This window comes from Deltaproteobacteria bacterium, from assembly GCA_011375175.1.
Taxonomy (GTDB): Bacteria; Desulfobacterota; GWC2-55-46; order GWC2-55-46; family DRME01; genus DRME01.
The window spans coordinates 1-15,637 of sequence record DRME01000117.1 but is presented as its reverse complement, the minus strand read 5'-3'; the positions used below and the strand labels follow the sequence as shown (position 1 = coordinate 15,637).

At 65.4% G+C, this 15,637-nt stretch carries 13 protein-coding genes; 8 read left to right on the top strand and 5 right to left on the bottom strand.

Going from position 1 to position 15,637, the window contains the following annotated elements; all coding sequences use genetic code 11:
* Nucleotides 1-159: 159 nt before the first annotated feature.
* The 5 genes from glmU to cobA all read right to left on the bottom strand — a co-directional run bounded on the left by glmU (nucleotide 160) and on the right by cobA (nucleotide 7,030).
* Nucleotides 160-1,587, bottom strand: coding sequence for a UDP-N-acetylglucosamine diphosphorylase/glucosamine-1-phosphate N-acetyltransferase (glmU, locus tag ENJ37_09550; protein ID HHL40738.1), 1,428 nt, complete (start codon nucleotides 1,585-1,587; stop codon nucleotides 160-162).
* Nucleotides 1,588-2,060: 473 nt separating this feature from the next.
* A complete protein-coding gene (locus ENJ37_09545; protein ID HHL40737.1) occupies nucleotides 2,061-2,783 on the bottom strand; it encodes a hypothetical protein in 723 nt (240 codons plus the stop codon).
* A gap of 376 nt (nucleotides 2,784-3,159) precedes the next feature.
* Nucleotides 3,160-4,320 (bottom strand): heme b synthase, encoded by a 1,161-nt coding sequence (gene ahbD, locus ENJ37_09540; GenBank protein HHL40736.1) that lies wholly within the window; start codon nucleotides 4,318-4,320, stop codon nucleotides 3,160-3,162.
* A 101-nt stretch (nucleotides 4,321-4,421) separates the two neighbouring features.
* On the bottom strand, nucleotides 4,422-5,396 hold the full coding sequence (gene hemB / locus ENJ37_09535; protein HHL40735.1) for a porphobilinogen synthase: 975 nt from the start codon (nucleotides 5,394-5,396) through the stop codon (nucleotides 4,422-4,424).
* 65 nt (nucleotides 5,397-5,461) lie between these two features.
* A complete protein-coding gene (gene cobA / locus ENJ37_09530; protein ID HHL40734.1) occupies nucleotides 5,462-7,030 on the bottom strand; it encodes a uroporphyrinogen-III C-methyltransferase in 1,569 nt (522 codons plus the stop codon).
* Between the two features lie 466 nt (nucleotides 7,031-7,496).
* Between cobA and tilS the strand changes: the two genes are divergently transcribed.
* The 8 genes from tilS (at nucleotide 7,497) to ENJ37_09490 (ending at nucleotide 15,487) form a co-directional block, all read left to right on the top strand.
* The gene (gene tilS / locus ENJ37_09525; GenBank protein ID HHL40733.1) at nucleotides 7,497-8,924 is read left to right on the top strand and encodes a tRNA lysidine(34) synthetase TilS; all 1,428 of its coding nucleotides are present in this window, start codon (nucleotides 7,497-7,499) and stop codon (nucleotides 8,922-8,924) included.
* Nucleotides 8,925-9,050: 126 nt separating this feature from the next.
* A complete protein-coding gene (locus tag ENJ37_09520; GenBank protein HHL40732.1) occupies nucleotides 9,051-9,575 on the top strand; it encodes a gamma carbonic anhydrase family protein in 525 nt (174 codons plus the stop codon).
* Nucleotides 9,576-9,660: 85 nt separating this feature from the next.
* On the top strand, nucleotides 9,661-10,218 hold the full coding sequence (locus ENJ37_09515; GenBank protein ID HHL40731.1) for a MotA/TolQ/ExbB proton channel family protein: 558 nt from the start codon (nucleotides 9,661-9,663) through the stop codon (nucleotides 10,216-10,218).
* A complete protein-coding gene (locus ENJ37_09510) occupies nucleotides 10,193-10,618 on the top strand; it encodes a biopolymer transporter ExbD (protein HHL40730.1) in 426 nt (141 codons plus the stop codon). Before ENJ37_09515 ends, ENJ37_09510 begins: the two co-directional genes overlap by 26 nt.
* Complete coding sequence (locus tag ENJ37_09505) at nucleotides 10,615-11,604, top strand: Ppx/GppA family phosphatase (GenBank protein ID HHL40729.1); 990 nt, start codon at nucleotides 10,615-10,617, stop codon at nucleotides 11,602-11,604. The genes ENJ37_09510 and ENJ37_09505 overlap by 4 nt, the downstream gene beginning before the upstream one ends.
* Before the next feature lie 18 nt (nucleotides 11,605-11,622).
* Nucleotides 11,623-13,086: an IMP dehydrogenase gene (gene guaB / locus ENJ37_09500; GenBank protein ID HHL40728.1), complete on the top strand. Its 1,464-nt coding sequence runs from the start codon at nucleotides 11,623-11,625 to the stop codon at nucleotides 13,084-13,086.
* A 161-nt stretch (nucleotides 13,087-13,247) separates the two neighbouring features.
* Nucleotides 13,248-14,795 carry a glutamine-hydrolyzing GMP synthase gene (gene guaA, locus ENJ37_09495; GenBank protein ID HHL40727.1) on the top strand — a complete coding sequence of 516 codons (1,548 nt, stop codon included), beginning with the start codon at nucleotides 13,248-13,250 and terminating at the stop codon, nucleotides 14,793-14,795.
* 2 nt (nucleotides 14,796-14,797) lie between these two features.
* The gene (locus tag ENJ37_09490) at nucleotides 14,798-15,487 is read left to right on the top strand and encodes a TIGR00730 family Rossman fold protein (protein ID HHL40726.1); all 690 of its coding nucleotides are present in this window, start codon (nucleotides 14,798-14,800) and stop codon (nucleotides 15,485-15,487) included.
* Nucleotides 15,488-15,637 lie beyond the last annotated feature (150 nt).

Here is a 15,637-nt window from a genome sequence, read left to right as displayed (position 1 = left end):
TCAATACGAGTTGGGTTCCCCCTGTTTTGCCAAGCAAAACAGGGGGAACCCAACTCGCATTAAAAGTTTTTGGAGGGAGTCTGAGGGAACCTTTTTACAAAAAGGTTCCCTCAGTGCAATAAATCAGAGTTTCCTTCATGGTCCCCTTCGAGGCCGGCGCTATCCCCCTTTTTTTTTCGTGGTCTTCTGTCCGGCCTTCCTGCGTTCGAGCCATCCCTCCACCACCTTTTGTTCGGCCCTCGACAGGGCCAGGACTTCCGCGGGGACGTCCTTTGTTATGGTGGAGCCCGACCCTATGTACGAGCCCCGGCCCACCTTCACGGGGGCCACGAACTGGCTGTCGCTGCCGATGAAGGCGCCGTCCTCGATGACGGTCCTGTGTTTCTTCTCGCCGTCGTAGTTGCACGTTATGACGCCTGCGCCGATGTTGACGCCCTCACCTATGGAGGCGTCTCCCAGGTAGGCGAGGTGGTTGGCTTTTGAGCCCTTGCCCAGCGCCGTCTTCTTTATCTCAACGAAGTTGCCCACCCTCGCCCCCTTGCCGATCCTGCTCTCGGGCCTTAGGCGTGCGAAGGGGCCGATGACGGCGCCCTCGCCTATGGTCGAGCCTTCGAGCACGGAGTGGGAGCGCACGCGCACGCCGGATGCGACCCTGCAGCCCTCGATGCGGGACCCTTCCTCGATGACGCAGTCCCCGCCTATGACCGTCCGTCCCGCGAGGTGGACGTTGGGGTATATGACCGTGTCGGCGCCGACCTTAACGCCGTCGTCTATGTAGGTCGCCGCCGGGTCGACGATGGTGACGCCCGAGAGCATGAGCCTCGTGTTTATGCGCCTTCGCATGATCGCAGCGGCGGCCGCCAGTTCCGCCCGGTTGTTTACGCCCATCACCTCGGTCGGGTCGGAGAGTGTCAGGGCCGCAACGGCGCGGCCCCTGTCGCGGGCGAGGGCCACGAGATCGGGCAGGTAGTACTCGCCCTGGGCGTTGTCGGTGCCGAGTCCTTCGAGGTTGTCGAATAGGAAACGGCTCTCGGCGAGGTAGACTCCGGCGTTGACCTCCCGTATCCCCCGCTGGTGGGGCGCCAGGTCCCTGTGCTCCACGACCCGCTCAACGGCGGCGCCGCTGTCGCGGACTATGCGGCCGTAACCGCCCGGGTCGTCGAGCATTACGGTCGTAAGGGTGAGCGCCGGCCTTGCGCCGCGCCTCCGGCGGTGGACCCGGAAGAGGGCCTTGACGGTCGCCTCCGTTATGAGCGGCACGTCCGCCGAGAGTATGAGCACGTCGCCTTCGTAGTCCCTCAACCTCCCGGCGGCGCACATTACGGCGTGGCCCGTGCCGAGCTGGGGGTCCTGGACGACGAAGTCGACGGCGCCGTAATCGAATGTCCCCTGCGTCACGGCGGCTTCGACCTCATCGGCCTTGTGACCCACCACAACCACCACCCTGTCGGCCTTCAGGGCCTTGAGAACGACCAGCGGGTAGTGGATCATGGGACGGCCCGCCACGGGATGGAGCACCTTGGGCAGCCGCGACTTCATGCGCGTGCCCTTGCCCGCTGCCAGGACTATGGCGGCGAAATTCTTCATCTCTCGGGACTCCTTTCGCAAAGGAAGCTCTGAGACCTTCAATCACTCGGGGGAAACTTTCTGGAGAAGGGCCATGGGACCACGTTCCCCCAGGCCCCTTTGTGCGCTGCCCGTATCTTCGAAAGCCAGCGGTCCTCGGGAGGTTCCGCCCGCAAGGCCGTAAAAATCCCCCCCGGCGCGGGCGGAACCTCCCGAGGACCACCCCCCGCCCCCATACTCTCCTTCGGCAGACTTCACCGCCTCTTTAATTACCCTGGGGGAAGCTTTCTGTAGAAGGGCCATAGGCCCACGTTTCCCCCAGACCCCCTTCAAAGACTTTCGATACGAGTTGGTTTCCCCCTGTTTTGCTTGGCAAAACAGGGGGAAACCAACTCGCGTCAAAAGTTTTTGGAGGGAGTCTGAGGGAACCGTGGGTCTGTGACCCTTTTACAAAAAGGTTCCCTCAGTGCAATAAATCAGAGTTTCCTTAGGGATCAGACCCTGCCGCCCTGCCACACGGCCCTGCCGATGAAGAAGGGCCCCATGGTTTCAATGTAGGTGGAGGTCTGTCTGGTCCTGCGCATGGTCTGGACCAGGACGGAGAGGGGGTGGAGGTCCCTGCCGATGAGTCCGATGACGAAGTCGTTGTCCCGGCCTGTGAGGCCGTGGGATGCGAGTCTTATGTCGTGGCCCAGGTCGGCTTTGCCGAAGGCCCGTCCTATCATGCCGTGCTCGCGCAGTATGGCGGCCTGTTCCCGGGGCTCCAGCAGGGCGAAGTCCCCTTTCCTGCGAAGCGGATACCAGACGGCCCAGGGCCACGCTTTGTTCATGACCACCCGCCTGGGACGTTTGAGGAGCCAGTCCTCGAGGTCCTCCTCGTGGCCCAGTCCGTAGGTGCGGCCCAGCATGGTGAATTCCTGCTTGAGGGGCAGGCTGGCGAAACCTTCGAGGTGTAGGAACTGGCGCAGCTCCGAGGCGAAGAACGCCGGGTCCTCGTGCATGGTGAGAAGTCCCACGCCCCGTGGATCGTTTACGTCCCGGTAGAGGACGGCGTCGAATCCGGCGCCGTCGAGGCTTCTGACCAGGGCCGACGTGCTGCGGCACTCGCCGAAGACGAGAAGCTGCATGAAGAGACGGCGGTCGAGCTCCTGGCGCACGCCGTCCTTTTCGGCCCCCTTTTCGCTTATGTCGGTAAGTCCGGCGGGATCGATTTCCATGGCTCTCACTCCTGAGGAAGTTTGGATTGACTGCCCTGAGGGAAGCTTTTTGTAAAGTTTCCCCCGGACTGTCCGCGTCGGCTGCCTCGGCGGGCTGTACCGGGGGTTCGGGCCGCAAAGGCGTAAAGATCCCGCCTGGCGCGGGCCGAACCCCCGGTACAGCCGAAGACCCGAATAACATAGGGGCAGGGGGGAACGTGGGCCTATTGGCCCTTCTACGGAAAGTTTCCCCCAGGGTAATTAATCAGAACTTCCCTAAGCTTCCCTGATGAAAGCGCCGCGCGGGCCTATGCCTCCCGGCCTTTGTCCGGTCCGGGGCCGCCTCTGTCATCTCCTTCCATCCCCGGCACCTCGCGGACCCGGCCTTCCGCCCTCCTTACGCCCCCTTCGCCGCCTTCTTAGCGTCCCTTGCCCGCCTGGCCGCCTCGCCCGGCTGGTAGGTGCAGAAGGGTTCCTCGTCCATGTAGTCGCCGGTGAAGGCGTAGGCCCTGGCCCGGCAGCCTCCGCAGACGCTACGGTACTCGCAGTAGCCGCAGCGGCCGTTGTAGTCGTCCCAGGCCCGCATCTGTCTGAAGACCTCCGAGTTCTCCCATACGACGCTGAAGGGCTCCTTGCGTATATCGCCGCACTCGACGTCGAGGAAGCCGCATATCTGGACCTTGCCCGTGTTGGAGACGAAGGCGAAGGACTGGCCTCCCATGCAGCCCTTGCTCATGGCGTCGAGGCCGTGGGTCTCGGGCCTGACGGCGATACCCTTCTCGCGCTCCTTCTGCCTGAAGATCCGGTAGTAGTGGGGGGCGCAGGTGGGCTTGAACTGGAGCGGCACCTTGTCGCGCATCTCGTAGAACCAGGTCAGCGTCTTCTCGTAGTCTTCGGGCGATATCTCCTGGTCCTTCATGGCCTCTCCCCGGCCCGTGGGGACGAGCAGGAAGGGGTGGTGCGCCTTTGCGCCGAGGCTTACGACGAGCTCGAGTATGCGGGGCAGCTCGTGGAGGTTGTGCCTTGAGATGGTGGTGTTCACCTGGAAGTCGAGGCCCACCTTCTTGACGTTCTCTATGGCCGTCATGACGCTTGCGAAGGCTCCCTTTACGCGGCGGAAGTCGTCGTGGCTCTCCGCCGTGGCGCCGTCTATGGAGAAACTCACGCGCTGTATGCCCGCGTCGATCATCCTGCGGGCCGTCTCCTCGGTGACGAGGAAGCCGCAGGGCGCCATGACCATGCGCAGGCCCAGGTCAGTGCCGTGGCGCGCTATCTCCCATATGTCGTCGCGCAGCATGGGCTCGCCGCCGGTCATGATGATGATGGGGCTTGAAAAGGAGGCCACGTCGTCGAGCATGGCCAGGCACTCTTCGGTGGTGAGCTCGTTGGGGTAGGGGCCGAAACGGGCGGCGGCGCGGCAGTGTATGCAGTCGAGGTTGCACGAGCGCGTGAGCTCCCAGGCTATGAGCTTGGGCAGCCACTTCTTCTTGCCGGTTGCTTTATCTCCTTCCATCCCCGGCACCTCGTGGGGATGGCCCTTGGGCATAGGCGGGTTCATATTCTTCTCCGTCGGTCTTTCTGTTGTCGGGGAAACCTTCCCCTTCCAAGGCTGGAAGGACTGTCGGGTCTCCCTCTGGAAGAGCCCCCGTCGAGGCGGGCCTACCGGCCCAGCACCCGGGCCGCGTCTTTTGCGAAGTAGGTGAGGATCATGTCGGCGCCCGCCCGTTTTATGGCCGTCAGCGACTCCATCATGGCCCGTTCCCCGTCGATCCAGCCCTCTTTCTCGGCGGCCTTTATCATGGAGTATTCGCCGCTTACGTTGTAGGCCGCCACGGGATGGTCGAAGTCGTCGCGTATGCGCCTTATGATGTCGAGGTAGGGCAGGGCCGGTTTGACCATGACGATGTCGGCGCCCTCTTCGATGTCGAGCGCCACCTCGCGGATCGCCTCGTCCGAGTTGGCCGGGTCCATCTGGTAGCTGCGGCGGTCGCCGAAGCGGGGCGTGGACTCGGCGGCGTCGCGGAAGGGGCCGTAGAAGGCGCTGGCGTACTTGGCGGCGTAGCTCATGATGGGCAGCGAGCTGAAGCCCTCTTCGTCGAGCATCGAGCGTATGGCCTCGACCCTGCCGTCCATCATGTCCGACGGTGCGACCATGTCGGCGCCGGCCTGGGCGTGGGAGAGGGCCTCGCGGGCCAGCACCTCGATGGTGGAGTCGTTGCTTACGTCGCCCTTCTCTATGATACCACAATGACCGTGCGAAGTATACTCGCAGAGGCAGACGTCGGTTATGACGCAGAGCTCGGGCGCGGCGTCCTTTATGGCCCTTACGGCACGGGGCACGGGTCCGTCGGTGGCGAGCGCCGAGCTGCCGACCTCGTCCTTGTGCTCCGGTATGCCGAAGAGGATGACCGCCGGAATGCCCAGCGACACTATCTCCCTGGCCTCTTGCGCCGTCCTGTCGACCGAGAGCTGGAAGTGTCCCGGCATGCTCTCGATGGGTCTTTTCACGTCCCGGCCGTGGGTGATGAAGAGAGGGAGTACGAGGTCGTCGACGCTGAGCGCCGTTTCGCGGACCATGCGCCGCAGGGTCTCGCTCTTGCGCAGCCTCCTGGGCCTGTAGGCGGGGAAGTTCATGGTCACTCCTTTCTTCAGGGTACGCAACCCCTGGCTTCGCTGTTGTCCGAGCGCCGTTTCCGCCTTTACGGGCGGGGAGACGGCGCGGGGGGATCGACAGAGGGGCGGCCGGCCTCCTCGAAGAACTCGGCTATGGCGTCGGCGAGGGCGGGGACCGTGTAGCGCCTGGGCATTATGTGGACGTGGAGCCCCGCCTCGCGGGCCGTCTCGGCCGTCACCGGCCCTATGCAGGCCACCTTCACGTCCCGGAGCAGTTCCGTGAGCTCGCCTTTCCTGAAGAGGGCGGCGAAGTTGGCGACCGTCGACGACGAGGTGAAGGTCACGGCGTCTACACCGCCCTCGCGGAGCGTTTTGCGCAGGAGGGCGGCCTGCTTCACGGGCCGCACGGTCCTGTAGGCCGGCACCACGTCTATATGGCCGCCGAGTCTTCTTATGGCCTCGGGCAGGACCTCGCGGGCCTTGAGCGCCCTGGGCAGAAGAAAGCGCCTGCCCTTTATGCCGCGGGCCCGGAGGGCCTCGATGACCGACTCGGCTACGAACTTCTTCGGCGTGAGGTCCACGTTGAGGCCCAGCTCCCTTAGTGCCGAGGCCGTGGCCGGTCCTATGGCGCAGAGCCTTACGCCCTTGAGCTCGCGCAGGTCAAGCCCCCTGCGCCGCAGCCTGCGGAAGAAATATCTTACACCGTTTACGCTCGTAAATACAGCCCAATCGTATGTGTCGAGCCTTGCGAGGGCCTGGTCGAGCTCCCGCCAGCGCGGCGGCGGCGTGGTCTTTATGGTGGGGAAGAGCAGGGGCTGGGCGCCGCGGGCCTCGAGAAGCGAGGCGAAAGAACCGGCCTGCTCGCTTGCCCGCGTTACGACGATGCGGCGGCCGAAGAGCGGTCTCTTCTCGAACCAGTTGAGCCTTTCGCGCAGGCTCACCACCGCTCCCACCACGAGCACCATGGGCGCCTTTATCTCCTTCTCCCTTACGAGGGTCTCTATCTCCGAGAGCGTGCCCGCCGCGCTCACCTGTGTGGGGAGGCTCCCCCATCGCACCGCCAGCGCCGGCGTCTTCCGGTCCATTCCGTTCGATATGAGGCTCTTGACGATGAGAGGGAGGTTCTTCCAGGCCATGAGGAATACGAGGGTGCCGCCGCCGCGCACCAGGCTCCCCCAGTCCACGGCGGACCGGCCCTTGCGGGGGTCTTCCTGGCCGGTCACGAATGTCACCGTCGATGCCAGGTCCCGGTGGGTGAGCGGCACGCCCGCGCAGGCCGGGGCGGCCGTGGCCGATGTCACGCCGGGTATGACCTCGAAGGGCACGCCGGCCTCCACGAGCGCCGCCGCCTCCTCGCCTCCGCGGCCGAATATGAAGGGGTCTCCGCCCTTGAGCCTCACCACGGTGCGGCCCCTGCGGGCCTCGTCTATTATGAGGTCGTTGATCTCCTCCTGGGTCCTCGTCTTTTCGCTGCCGCGCTTGCCCACGTAGACGACCCTGGCGTCCTCTCTCGCATGGTCGAGAAGGGCCCTGTTGGCGAGGAAGTCGTAGATAATCGTGTCGGCCTCTCTTATGGCCTCGAGGCCCTTGAGCGTGACGAGGCCCGGATCGCCCGGTCCGGCGCCGACGAGATATGCCTTGCCGCGTTTTTTCAACGGCTCTCTTTTCACCCCGTGAATAAAATAAGTCCCGCCCCCCGCCGCGCAAGCGGCCGCCAGGCCGGTCCGACGCGGGGAAAAGGGGTCGATAAAATTGCATATTATAGCAGAAGCCTTCGCCCTTGGCAATTTTGAACTCTCTCTCTGTAGAAGCTCTGAGGGAACCGGGGGCCTGTGGCCCTTCTGCAGAAAGTTTCCCCCAGGCTGCCCGCGCCGGCTGCTTCATGGGGGCTGTACCGGGGGGGCGGGCCGCAAAGGCGTAACAACTCCGCCTGGCGCGGGCCGACCCCCCGGTACAGCCGAAGACCCGAATAATATAGGGCAGGGGGGAAACGTGGGCCTGTGGCCCTTCTACAGAAAGTTTCCCCCAGGGCAAGTAATCGGAGTTTCCTTTACTCTTTTACTCTTTGCCGGGTATGGCGGCCGTGGTCGCGGCGCCGGGCTTTTGTGGTATAATACGGCGATGCTCGCTACGGTCAAAGAGACGCTGCGGCGCCATGCCATGGCCGCTCCCGGCGAGCTCGTGCTGGCCGCCGTTTCCGGTGGGGTGGACTCCATGGTGATGCTCCACGTGCTCTGCTCGCTCTGCGGGGAGCTCGGCGTGAGGGTGGCCGTCTGCCACGTGGACCACGGTCTCCGTGGCGAGAGGTCGCGCCGCGACGCCGCCTTCGTCCGTGAGACGGCGGCGCGCCTGGGGCTGCCCTTTAGGGAGACGGCGCTCGACGGCGAGGCGCTCAAGCGGGAGGGGGGCTCGGTGCAGGCGGCGGCGAGGAAGGCCCGCTACGCCTTTTTCCGCGAGGCGGCCGCGGAGCTCGGCGCAGGGCGCATAGCCACGGGCCACACGGCCGACGATCAGGCCGAAACGGTGCTCATGAGGTTTCTCAAGGGCAGCGGTCCGCGGGGGCTGGGGGGCATCCCGCCCGTGAGGGGGCCGTTCATAAGGCCGCTCATAGAGGTGGGCCGTGACGATGTGCTCGCCTATGCGCGGGCCGCGGGCGTGGAGTGGGTGGAGGACGACTCGAACCGCGACACGAGGTACCTGAGGAACCGGCTTCGCCTCGAGGTCGTGCCGTGGCTGGAGCGGCGCTGCAACCCGGCGCTTCGGCGCGCCCTTGTGCGCACGGCGCGGCTTCTCCGCTGCGACGAGGAGTTCCTTGGCGCCGCCGCGGCCGCCCTCTTTTCCGAGGCGTTGATCGAGCGCGGCGGGGACGCCGTCGTCCTCGACCGGGCCGTCATTATCGGGGCGCACCGCTCGCTGTCGCTGCGCTCGCTCATCAGCGCCGTCGGGCTCGTTGATCCCGATGTCACGCTCTGCTCAGCGCACCTCGAGGCCCTCGCCTCTCTCGTTGCGGGCCCGGCCCCCAACGCCCGCCTGGACCTGCCGGGAGGCCTCGAGGCCCGGCGCGAGTACGAACGGCTCGTCGTCGGCCGCCGCAGGCCGCCGGGTGGAGGGGCGGCGGCGCGGGAGATCGAGCTCGACGTGCCGGGTGATACGTTCATAGAGTGGGCCCGATGCGCCGTGGAGGCCGGGGTCGTCGACGCCTCCCTCAACGGAGCGCCGCCCGTCGAAGGCATCGACCCCCTCACGGCGTACTTCGACCTCGACGCCCTCCGCTTGCCCCTCGTCTGCCGCACGAGGCGAAGCGGCGACCGTCTCAGGCCCTTCGGCATGGAGGGACGCAAGAAGCTCAAGGACCTCTTCATGGACCGCAAGGTGCCCGGCCGGCTGAGGGATAAGGCGCTCGTCATCGCCTCGGCCGACGAGATCATCTGGGTCGCCGGCCTTGCGAGGTCCGCCGCCGCGCCGGTTACAAGGGCCACCGAGAGGATACTGAGGCTTACATGCCGGAACGCGGAAGGTCCGCTCGCCGAGATAAAAGACCTTGAGTAAGGATGCGGTATCTGATATAAATTCAGGATTTAAAGAAGATTCTGCGTCCGCGCCCTTGGGGGGCTGCAGGCGAGGGGGGAGGCGGCAGAGAAGTTGCGCCGAAGGGGGAAAGGCGGAGAGGGAAGGATCAGGCCCTACAAGGGCGTGTGGCCCAGGCTGCACGAGACGGTCTTCGTCGTGGAGAGCGCCGAGGTCATAGGCGACGTGGAGGCGGGCCGCGATTCGAGCATATGGTTCGGCGCCGTCGTAAGGGGCGACGTCAACTATATCAGGATCGGCGAGATGACCAACGTGCAGGACAACTCGGTGCTCCACGTCACCGGCAGGACCCATCCGCTCGTCATCGGCGGCGAGGTCACCATAGGGCACAGCGTCACGCTCCACGGCTGCACCATAGCCGACCGGTGCCTCATCGGCATGGGCGCCGTGGTGCTCGACGGCGCCGTGGTCGGCGAGGGGTCGATCATAGCGGCCGGGGCCGTCGTGAGGCAGGGGATGGAGGTGCCGCCGCGAAGCCTCGTGGTCGGCGTGCCGGGACGGGTGGCCAGGGCCGTGACGGACGGGGAGTACGAGGGCATAAAGAGGTCGGCGCGAAACTACGTGGGCTACGCCAGGGACTACATGGAGGAAGAGGCGGGCGGCGATGTTTGAGGGACTCGGCTTTCTGGGGCTGCTGCAAAAAGGCGGGATTACGGTGGCGGTCCTGGGGCTGCTCTCGGTCGCGTCGGTGGCCATAATGCTCGAGCGGGCCAGGAGCTTTTCGCGCTTCCGGGCCTCGGTGGCCGACTTCCGCGAAAGGCTCGCCGCGGCTGCGTGCGAGTCGGGAGGCGAGGGGGCGGCAAGGCTCTGCGAGGCCGCCGACAACCCCCTGGCCAGGGTCTGCGCGGCCGGGCTCGCCCGCCGCGGCGAGGGCCGCGACGAGGTGCTGCGCGCCATGGAGCTGGCCGCAAGGATCGAGATGGCCTCGCTCGAGCGTTTTCTCTCCGTGCTGGGAAGCATCGGGAGCACGGCGCCCTTTATCGGCCTCTTCGGAACGGTGCTCGGCATAATAAGGGCCTTCGGCGACCTCTCGGCGGCCGAGGGGGCCGGTCCCGCAGCCGTGGCCGACGGCATAGCCGAGGCGCTGGTGGCCACGGCCGCCGGCCTCTTCGTCGCCGTGCCGGCCGTCATCGCATACAATATGTTCGTGAGGACGCTTAAGCGGAGGGCCCTGGAGCTCGAGGCCTCGGCCGTAGAGTTCGCAGCGGTGGTGGCCGCGGGAGGCGAAGGTGGGATGGAAGCTGACAAGCGGTGAGGAGCGCATAATGGCGGAGATAAACGTTACACCGCTCACGGACGTGATGCTCGTGCTCCTCGTCATATTCATGGTGACGACGCCGCTCATAATGATGGAGTCGCTCAAGATAAAGCTCCCCCGCGCCGAGACGGCGGCCGGCGAGCCCGGCCGGGCCGTGACCGTCACGGTGACCGGTGAAGGCTCGGTCTTCGTCGGCGACGAAGCCGTGCCCATGGACAGGCTCGAAGAGAGGCTCGCCGAGGCGCTCTCCGGGAGGTCCGGCCGCGGCGTGCTGCTGCGCGCGGACCGCTCCTCGAGGCACGGCGTCGTCGTCGAGGTGCTCGACAAGGCGAGGAAGGCCGGGGCGTCGCGGCTCTCCATAGCCACCGAGCCGGGCGAGGTGGACGTAAGCAGGTGAGGGCCGCGCGGGAGAGCGGAGCCCGTGCGCCGCGGCGGGCCTCCATAGACATTGGGACCAACACGCTGCGGCTGCTCGTGGCGGAGGTCGAGGGCCGTAGCCTCACCCCTCTCGTCTACGAGCGGAGGATAACGCGCCTTGGCGGCGGCTACAGCGAGAAGAGGGGCATAAGCCCCGAGGCGGCCCGCAGAACACTGAGGGCCCTCGAGGAGTTCGCCGCCCTGCTCGGGCGCGAGGGTGTGGATGAGGTGAGGGCCGTCGCCACCAGCGTGGTGAGAAGGGCCGTCAACGGCCGCGCCTTCCTCGACGAGGTGAGGGAACGCACGGGCATCGACGCGGAGGTCATAGACGGCGGCGAGGAGGCGAGGCTATCGCTCATCGGCGTGCTCAGCGTCGTGGAGCGGCGCGGCCCCCTCCTCGCAGTCGACATAGGAGGCGGGAGCACGGAGTTCATCGCCGCCGCAGAGGGAGGCGGCGTTTCGTCGTGGAGCATGGAGATGGGGGTCGTCCATCTCGCGGAGCGATACCTCGCAAGCGACCCGCCCGCCGCAGCCGAGCTCTCGGCCATGGAGGCCGGGATAGCGCGGGTGCTCGGCGCGTTGAAAGGGCGCATGAAGGAGGACGGCGTGGAGCCCGGCGCCTACGGTCCTTCGGCCGGTGCGCGCCTTGTGGGCACGGCCGGAACGGTCACGACGCTGGCCGCCCTGGACCTCGGCCTCGAACGCTACGACAGGGAGAGGATAAACAACCACGTGCTCCGCAAAGCGGTGCTCCGGCGTCTCTACCGGCGGCTTTCGGCCATGACCGCGGCCCGGCGATGCCGGCTGCCCGGCCTTGAGAAGGGGCGCGAGGACCTCATAATACCGGGCGCCGCCATAGCGCTCGAGACGATGGGGGCCTTCGGACAGGAGGAGATGATCGTGAGCGACGCCGGGCTTCTCGAAGGCGTCATACTCGACGGTGCCGGAGCGCCGCGGGCGCTTTGAAGGAAGGGAGCAGGGGCCATGACCGAAAGAATAGACATGAAGGAAGGGCTCACCTTCGACGACGTGCTGCTCGTGCCGGCCTACTCGGAGGTGCTGCCCAGGGACGTTGACGTATCGACGCGGCTTACGCGGGAGATAAGGCTCAACATACCGCTCGTGAGCGCCGCCATGGACTCGGTGACGGAGACGCGCATGGCCATAGCCATAGCCCTCGAGGGCGGCATCGGCATCATCCACAAGAATCTCACCGTGGCCGAGCAGGCCGCCATGGTCGACAAGGTGAAAAAATACGAGTCCGTCGTCATCCTCAAGCCCATGACCCTCTCCCCGGAACAGCGTGTGGCCGACGCCCTGGAGATCATGAAGCGCGAACACATTTCGGGCTTTCCCGTGGTGAAGGACGGCGTGCTCGTCGGCATTGTGACAAACCGTGACCTCCGCTTCGAGGAGGACCCCGAGCGCAGCATATCGGATATAATGACCAGGGAGGTGGTCACCGCTCCCGAGGGCATCTCCATCGAGAAGGCCAAGGAGATACTCCACCGCCACAGGATAGAGAAGCTTCCGGTGGTGGACGGCATGGGGCGCCTCAAGGGGCTCATAACGGTCACGGACATAGAAAAGCGCGAGAGGTTTCCCAACTCCTGCAAGGACGGGTTCGGCAGGCTGCGCGTGGGCGCCGCCGTGGGCGTCTCCTTCGACCGCGAGGAGAGGGTGGCGGCGCTCATAGAGGCCGGCGTGGACGCCTTGGTCATAGACACGGCCCACGGCCACAGCAGGGGCGTCATAGACGCCGTGGCCTCCACCAAGAAGAACTTCGACTGCCCGCTCATCGCCGGCAACGTGGCCACCGCCGAGGCGGCCGAGGCGCTCATAAGGGCCGGTGTGGACGCCGTGAAGGTCGGCGTGGGCCCGGGCTCCATATGCACGACCCGTGTGGTCACCGGCATAGGCGTCCCGCAGATAACGGCCGTCATGGACGCCGTGGCCGTGGCGAGGAAAAAGGACATACCCGTCATAGCCGACGGCGGCATAAAGTTCTCGGGCGACATAACAAAGGCACTCGCCGCCGGCGCCGACTCGGTCATGATAGGGGGGCTCTTCGCCGGCACCGACGAGAGCCCCGGCGAGACCGTGCTGTACCAGGGACGGACCTTCAAGGTCTACCGCGGCATGGGCTCCATCGAGGCCATGAAGAAGGGGAGCAGGGACCGCTACTTCCAGGACGACGTGGAGAGCGAGCTCAAGCTCGTGCCCGAGGGCATCGAGGGCCGCGTCCCCTACAAGGGGCCCATATCGTCGTCCATCTACCAGCTCGTCGGGGGGCTCAAGGCGGGCATGGGCTACTGCGGCGCCAAGAACCTCGCCGAGCTGCGCGAAAAGGCCCGCTTCGTGAGGATAAGCCCCTCGGGACTGCGCGAAAGCCACGTCCACGACGTGATAGTCACCAAGGAGCCGCCCAACTATAAACTCGACATCTGACGGAGTCTCGCCGGGGGAGACGCGGGCCGACGGCCCTTCTTCACGGGGTTCCCCCCGGTGAAAGGGCCCTTCCCGCCCGCCCCCTCGCAGGCGCGGCGGTCCCCGGAAGCCAGGGCCGCGCCTGGCGCGGGCCGGGCTTCCGGGGACTCGGAAAAGAGATCATGGACATACACGATCAGAAAGTCCTTATAATCGACTTCGGCTCGCAGTACACGCAGCTCATAGCGCGCAGGATACGCGAGGCCGGCGTCTACTGCGAGATCCATCCCCCGCCGGAGCAGATGGCCGCCGTCAAGGCCTTCGCTCCCAGGGGGATAGTGCTATCCGGCGGTCCGGCCAGCGTCTTCGACCGGGGCGCGCCGAAGATCGACGGTGCGCTCTTCGAGCTGGGCGTGCCGGTGCTGGGCATATGCTACGGCATGCAGCTCACGGCGCACCTGCTCGGCGGAAAGCTCGAACGGTCGGGAAGACGCGAGTACGGCGAGGCCTTCATCGAGCCCGTCGGGCGCCACGCCCTCTTCTCGGGGCTGAGGAAAAAGAGCTACAGGGTCTGGATGAGCCACGGCGACCGCGTGGAGACGCCGCCGCCGGGATTCGTCGTAACGGCCCGCAGCTCAAACGGCGTCATAGCCGCCATGCGCCACGGTGAAGAGAAGATCTTCGGCCTCCAGTTCCACCCGGAGGTCGCGCACACCGAGTGCGGCGAGCGGATAATCAGGAACTTTCTGTTCAGGGTCTGCCGCCTCGAGGCGTCGTGGACCATGAAGGGCTTCATCGAGAGCGCCGTGGGGGAGATCAGGAAGAAGGTCGGCCATGCCCGCGTGGTCTGCGGCATAAGCGGCGGTGTGGACTCGGCCGTCACGGCCGTGCTGGTCCACCGCGCCGTGGGAGATCGGCTCACCTGCATATTCGTCGACAACGGCGTGCTCCGCAAGGGCGAGGCCGCCAAGGTGGAGGCCGCACTTCGCAGGAACTTCCATATGGACATACGCTGTGTCGACGCCCGCGAGAGGTTCTTTGCGAGGCTGAGGGGCGTGCGCGACCCCGAGCGCAAGCGAAAGATCATAGGCCGCGAGTTCATCAGGGTCTTCGAGGAGGAGGCCGGGAAGATAAAGGGGGTGAAGTTCCTCGCCCAGGGCACGCTCTATCCCGACGTAATCGAGAGCGTCTCGTTCAAGGGGCCGTCGGCGACCATCAAGAGCCACCACAACGTGGGCGGGCTGCTAAAGCGCATGAAGCTCCGGCTCGTCGAGCCGTTGCGCGAGCTCTTCAAGGACGAGGTCCGGCGTCTGGGCCGCGAGCTCGGCATGGCCGACGAGCTCGTCTCGCGCCACCCCTTTCCCGGCCCGGGACTTGCCATCAGGATAATAGGCCCGGTGACCGAGGAGCGCTGCGCCATGCTGCGCGAGGCCGACGCCATAGTGCTCGAGGAGATAAAGGCCGCCGGCCTCTACGACTCCATGTGGCAGGCCTTCGCCGTGCTCCTGCCGGTGAAGACCGTCGGCGTCATGGGCGATGAGAGGACATACGAGAACACGGCGGCCATAAGGTGTGTGGAGAGCGTGGACGGCATGACGGCCGACTGGGTGAGGATCGACTACGACGTGCTCGCCCGCATCTCCTCGCGCATAATCAACGAGGTGCGCGGCATAAACCGCGTGGTCTACGACATAAGCTCCAAGCCGCCGAGCACCATCGAGTGGGAGTAGACATGGTAGACGATTTCAAGGGCAAGGAGTCATGGTGGCTGCTGCGCATCATGAGCGAGTTCGTCGACGGCTTCGACGAACTCTCCGACATAGGCCCGGCGGTATCGATCTTCGGCTCGGCCCGGCTCCATGCAAACAGCAAGTTCTACAAGCAGTGCGTCGAGGTGGCGCGCCTTCTCTCCAAGGAGGGCTACGCCATAATAACCGGCGGGGGACCGGGCATCATGGAGGCGGCCAACAAGGGGGCCGCCGAGCACGGCGTATCGGTGGGGCTCAACATCTCGCTGCCCCAGGAGCAGAAGGCCAACAACTACCAGAACCGCTCCCTCTACTTCCGCTATTTCTTCGCCCGCAAGGTCATGTTCGTCAAGTACGCCATCGGCTACGTCTGCATGCCCGGCGGCTTCGGCACCCTTGACGAGCTCTTCGAGGCCCTCACGCTCATGCAGACCCACAAGATATACACCTTCCCCATCATACTCTTCGGCAGCGAGTACTGGCGGCCCGTAATCGACTTCATGCGAAAGACCATGCTCAAGTACAAGACCATAGACGAGGAGGACCTGGAACTGCTCCACCTCACCGACGACCCCAGGGAGGTGGTGAGCCTCATAAACAGGCACATGAGGAAGAAGGAGAGGCTCATAAAGAAAGCGAAAAAAGGCGCCGCGGCGACGGTTAAGAAGTATTAATTACCCTGGGGGAAACTTTCCGTAGAAGGGCCATAGGCCCACGTTTCCCCCAGACCCCCTTCAAAGACTTTTAATTCCCTGCGGATCATCCCGATTTTGCAGGCAAAATCGGGATGATCCGCAGGGCGTTAAAAGTTTTTGGAGGGAGTC

Coding starts and splice junctions, on each gene's coding strand:
- guaA (HHL40727.1), top strand. CDS start 13,248: ATGGACATACACGATCAGAAAGTCCTTATAATCGACTTCGGCTCGCAG.
- glmU (HHL40738.1), bottom strand. CDS start 1,587: ATGAAGAATTTCGCCGCCATAGTCCTGGCAGCGGGCAAGGGCACGCGC.
- tilS (HHL40733.1), top strand. CDS start 7,497: ATGCTCGCTACGGTCAAAGAGACGCTGCGGCGCCATGCCATGGCCGCT.
- hemB (HHL40735.1), bottom strand. CDS start 5,396: ATGAACTTCCCCGCCTACAGGCCCAGGAGGCTGCGCAAGAGCGAGACC.
- ENJ37_09545 (HHL40737.1), bottom strand. CDS start 2,783: ATGGAAATCGATCCCGCCGGACTTACCGACATAAGCGAAAAGGGGGCC.
- guaB (HHL40728.1), top strand. CDS start 11,623: ATGACCGAAAGAATAGACATGAAGGAAGGGCTCACCTTCGACGACGTG.
- ENJ37_09490 (HHL40726.1), top strand. CDS start 14,798: ATGGTAGACGATTTCAAGGGCAAGGAGTCATGGTGGCTGCTGCGCATC.
- ENJ37_09515 (HHL40731.1), top strand. CDS start 9,661: ATGCTCGAGCGGGCCAGGAGCTTTTCGCGCTTCCGGGCCTCGGTGGCC.
- ahbD (HHL40736.1), bottom strand. CDS start 4,320: ATGAACCCGCCTATGCCCAAGGGCCATCCCCACGAGGTGCCGGGGATG.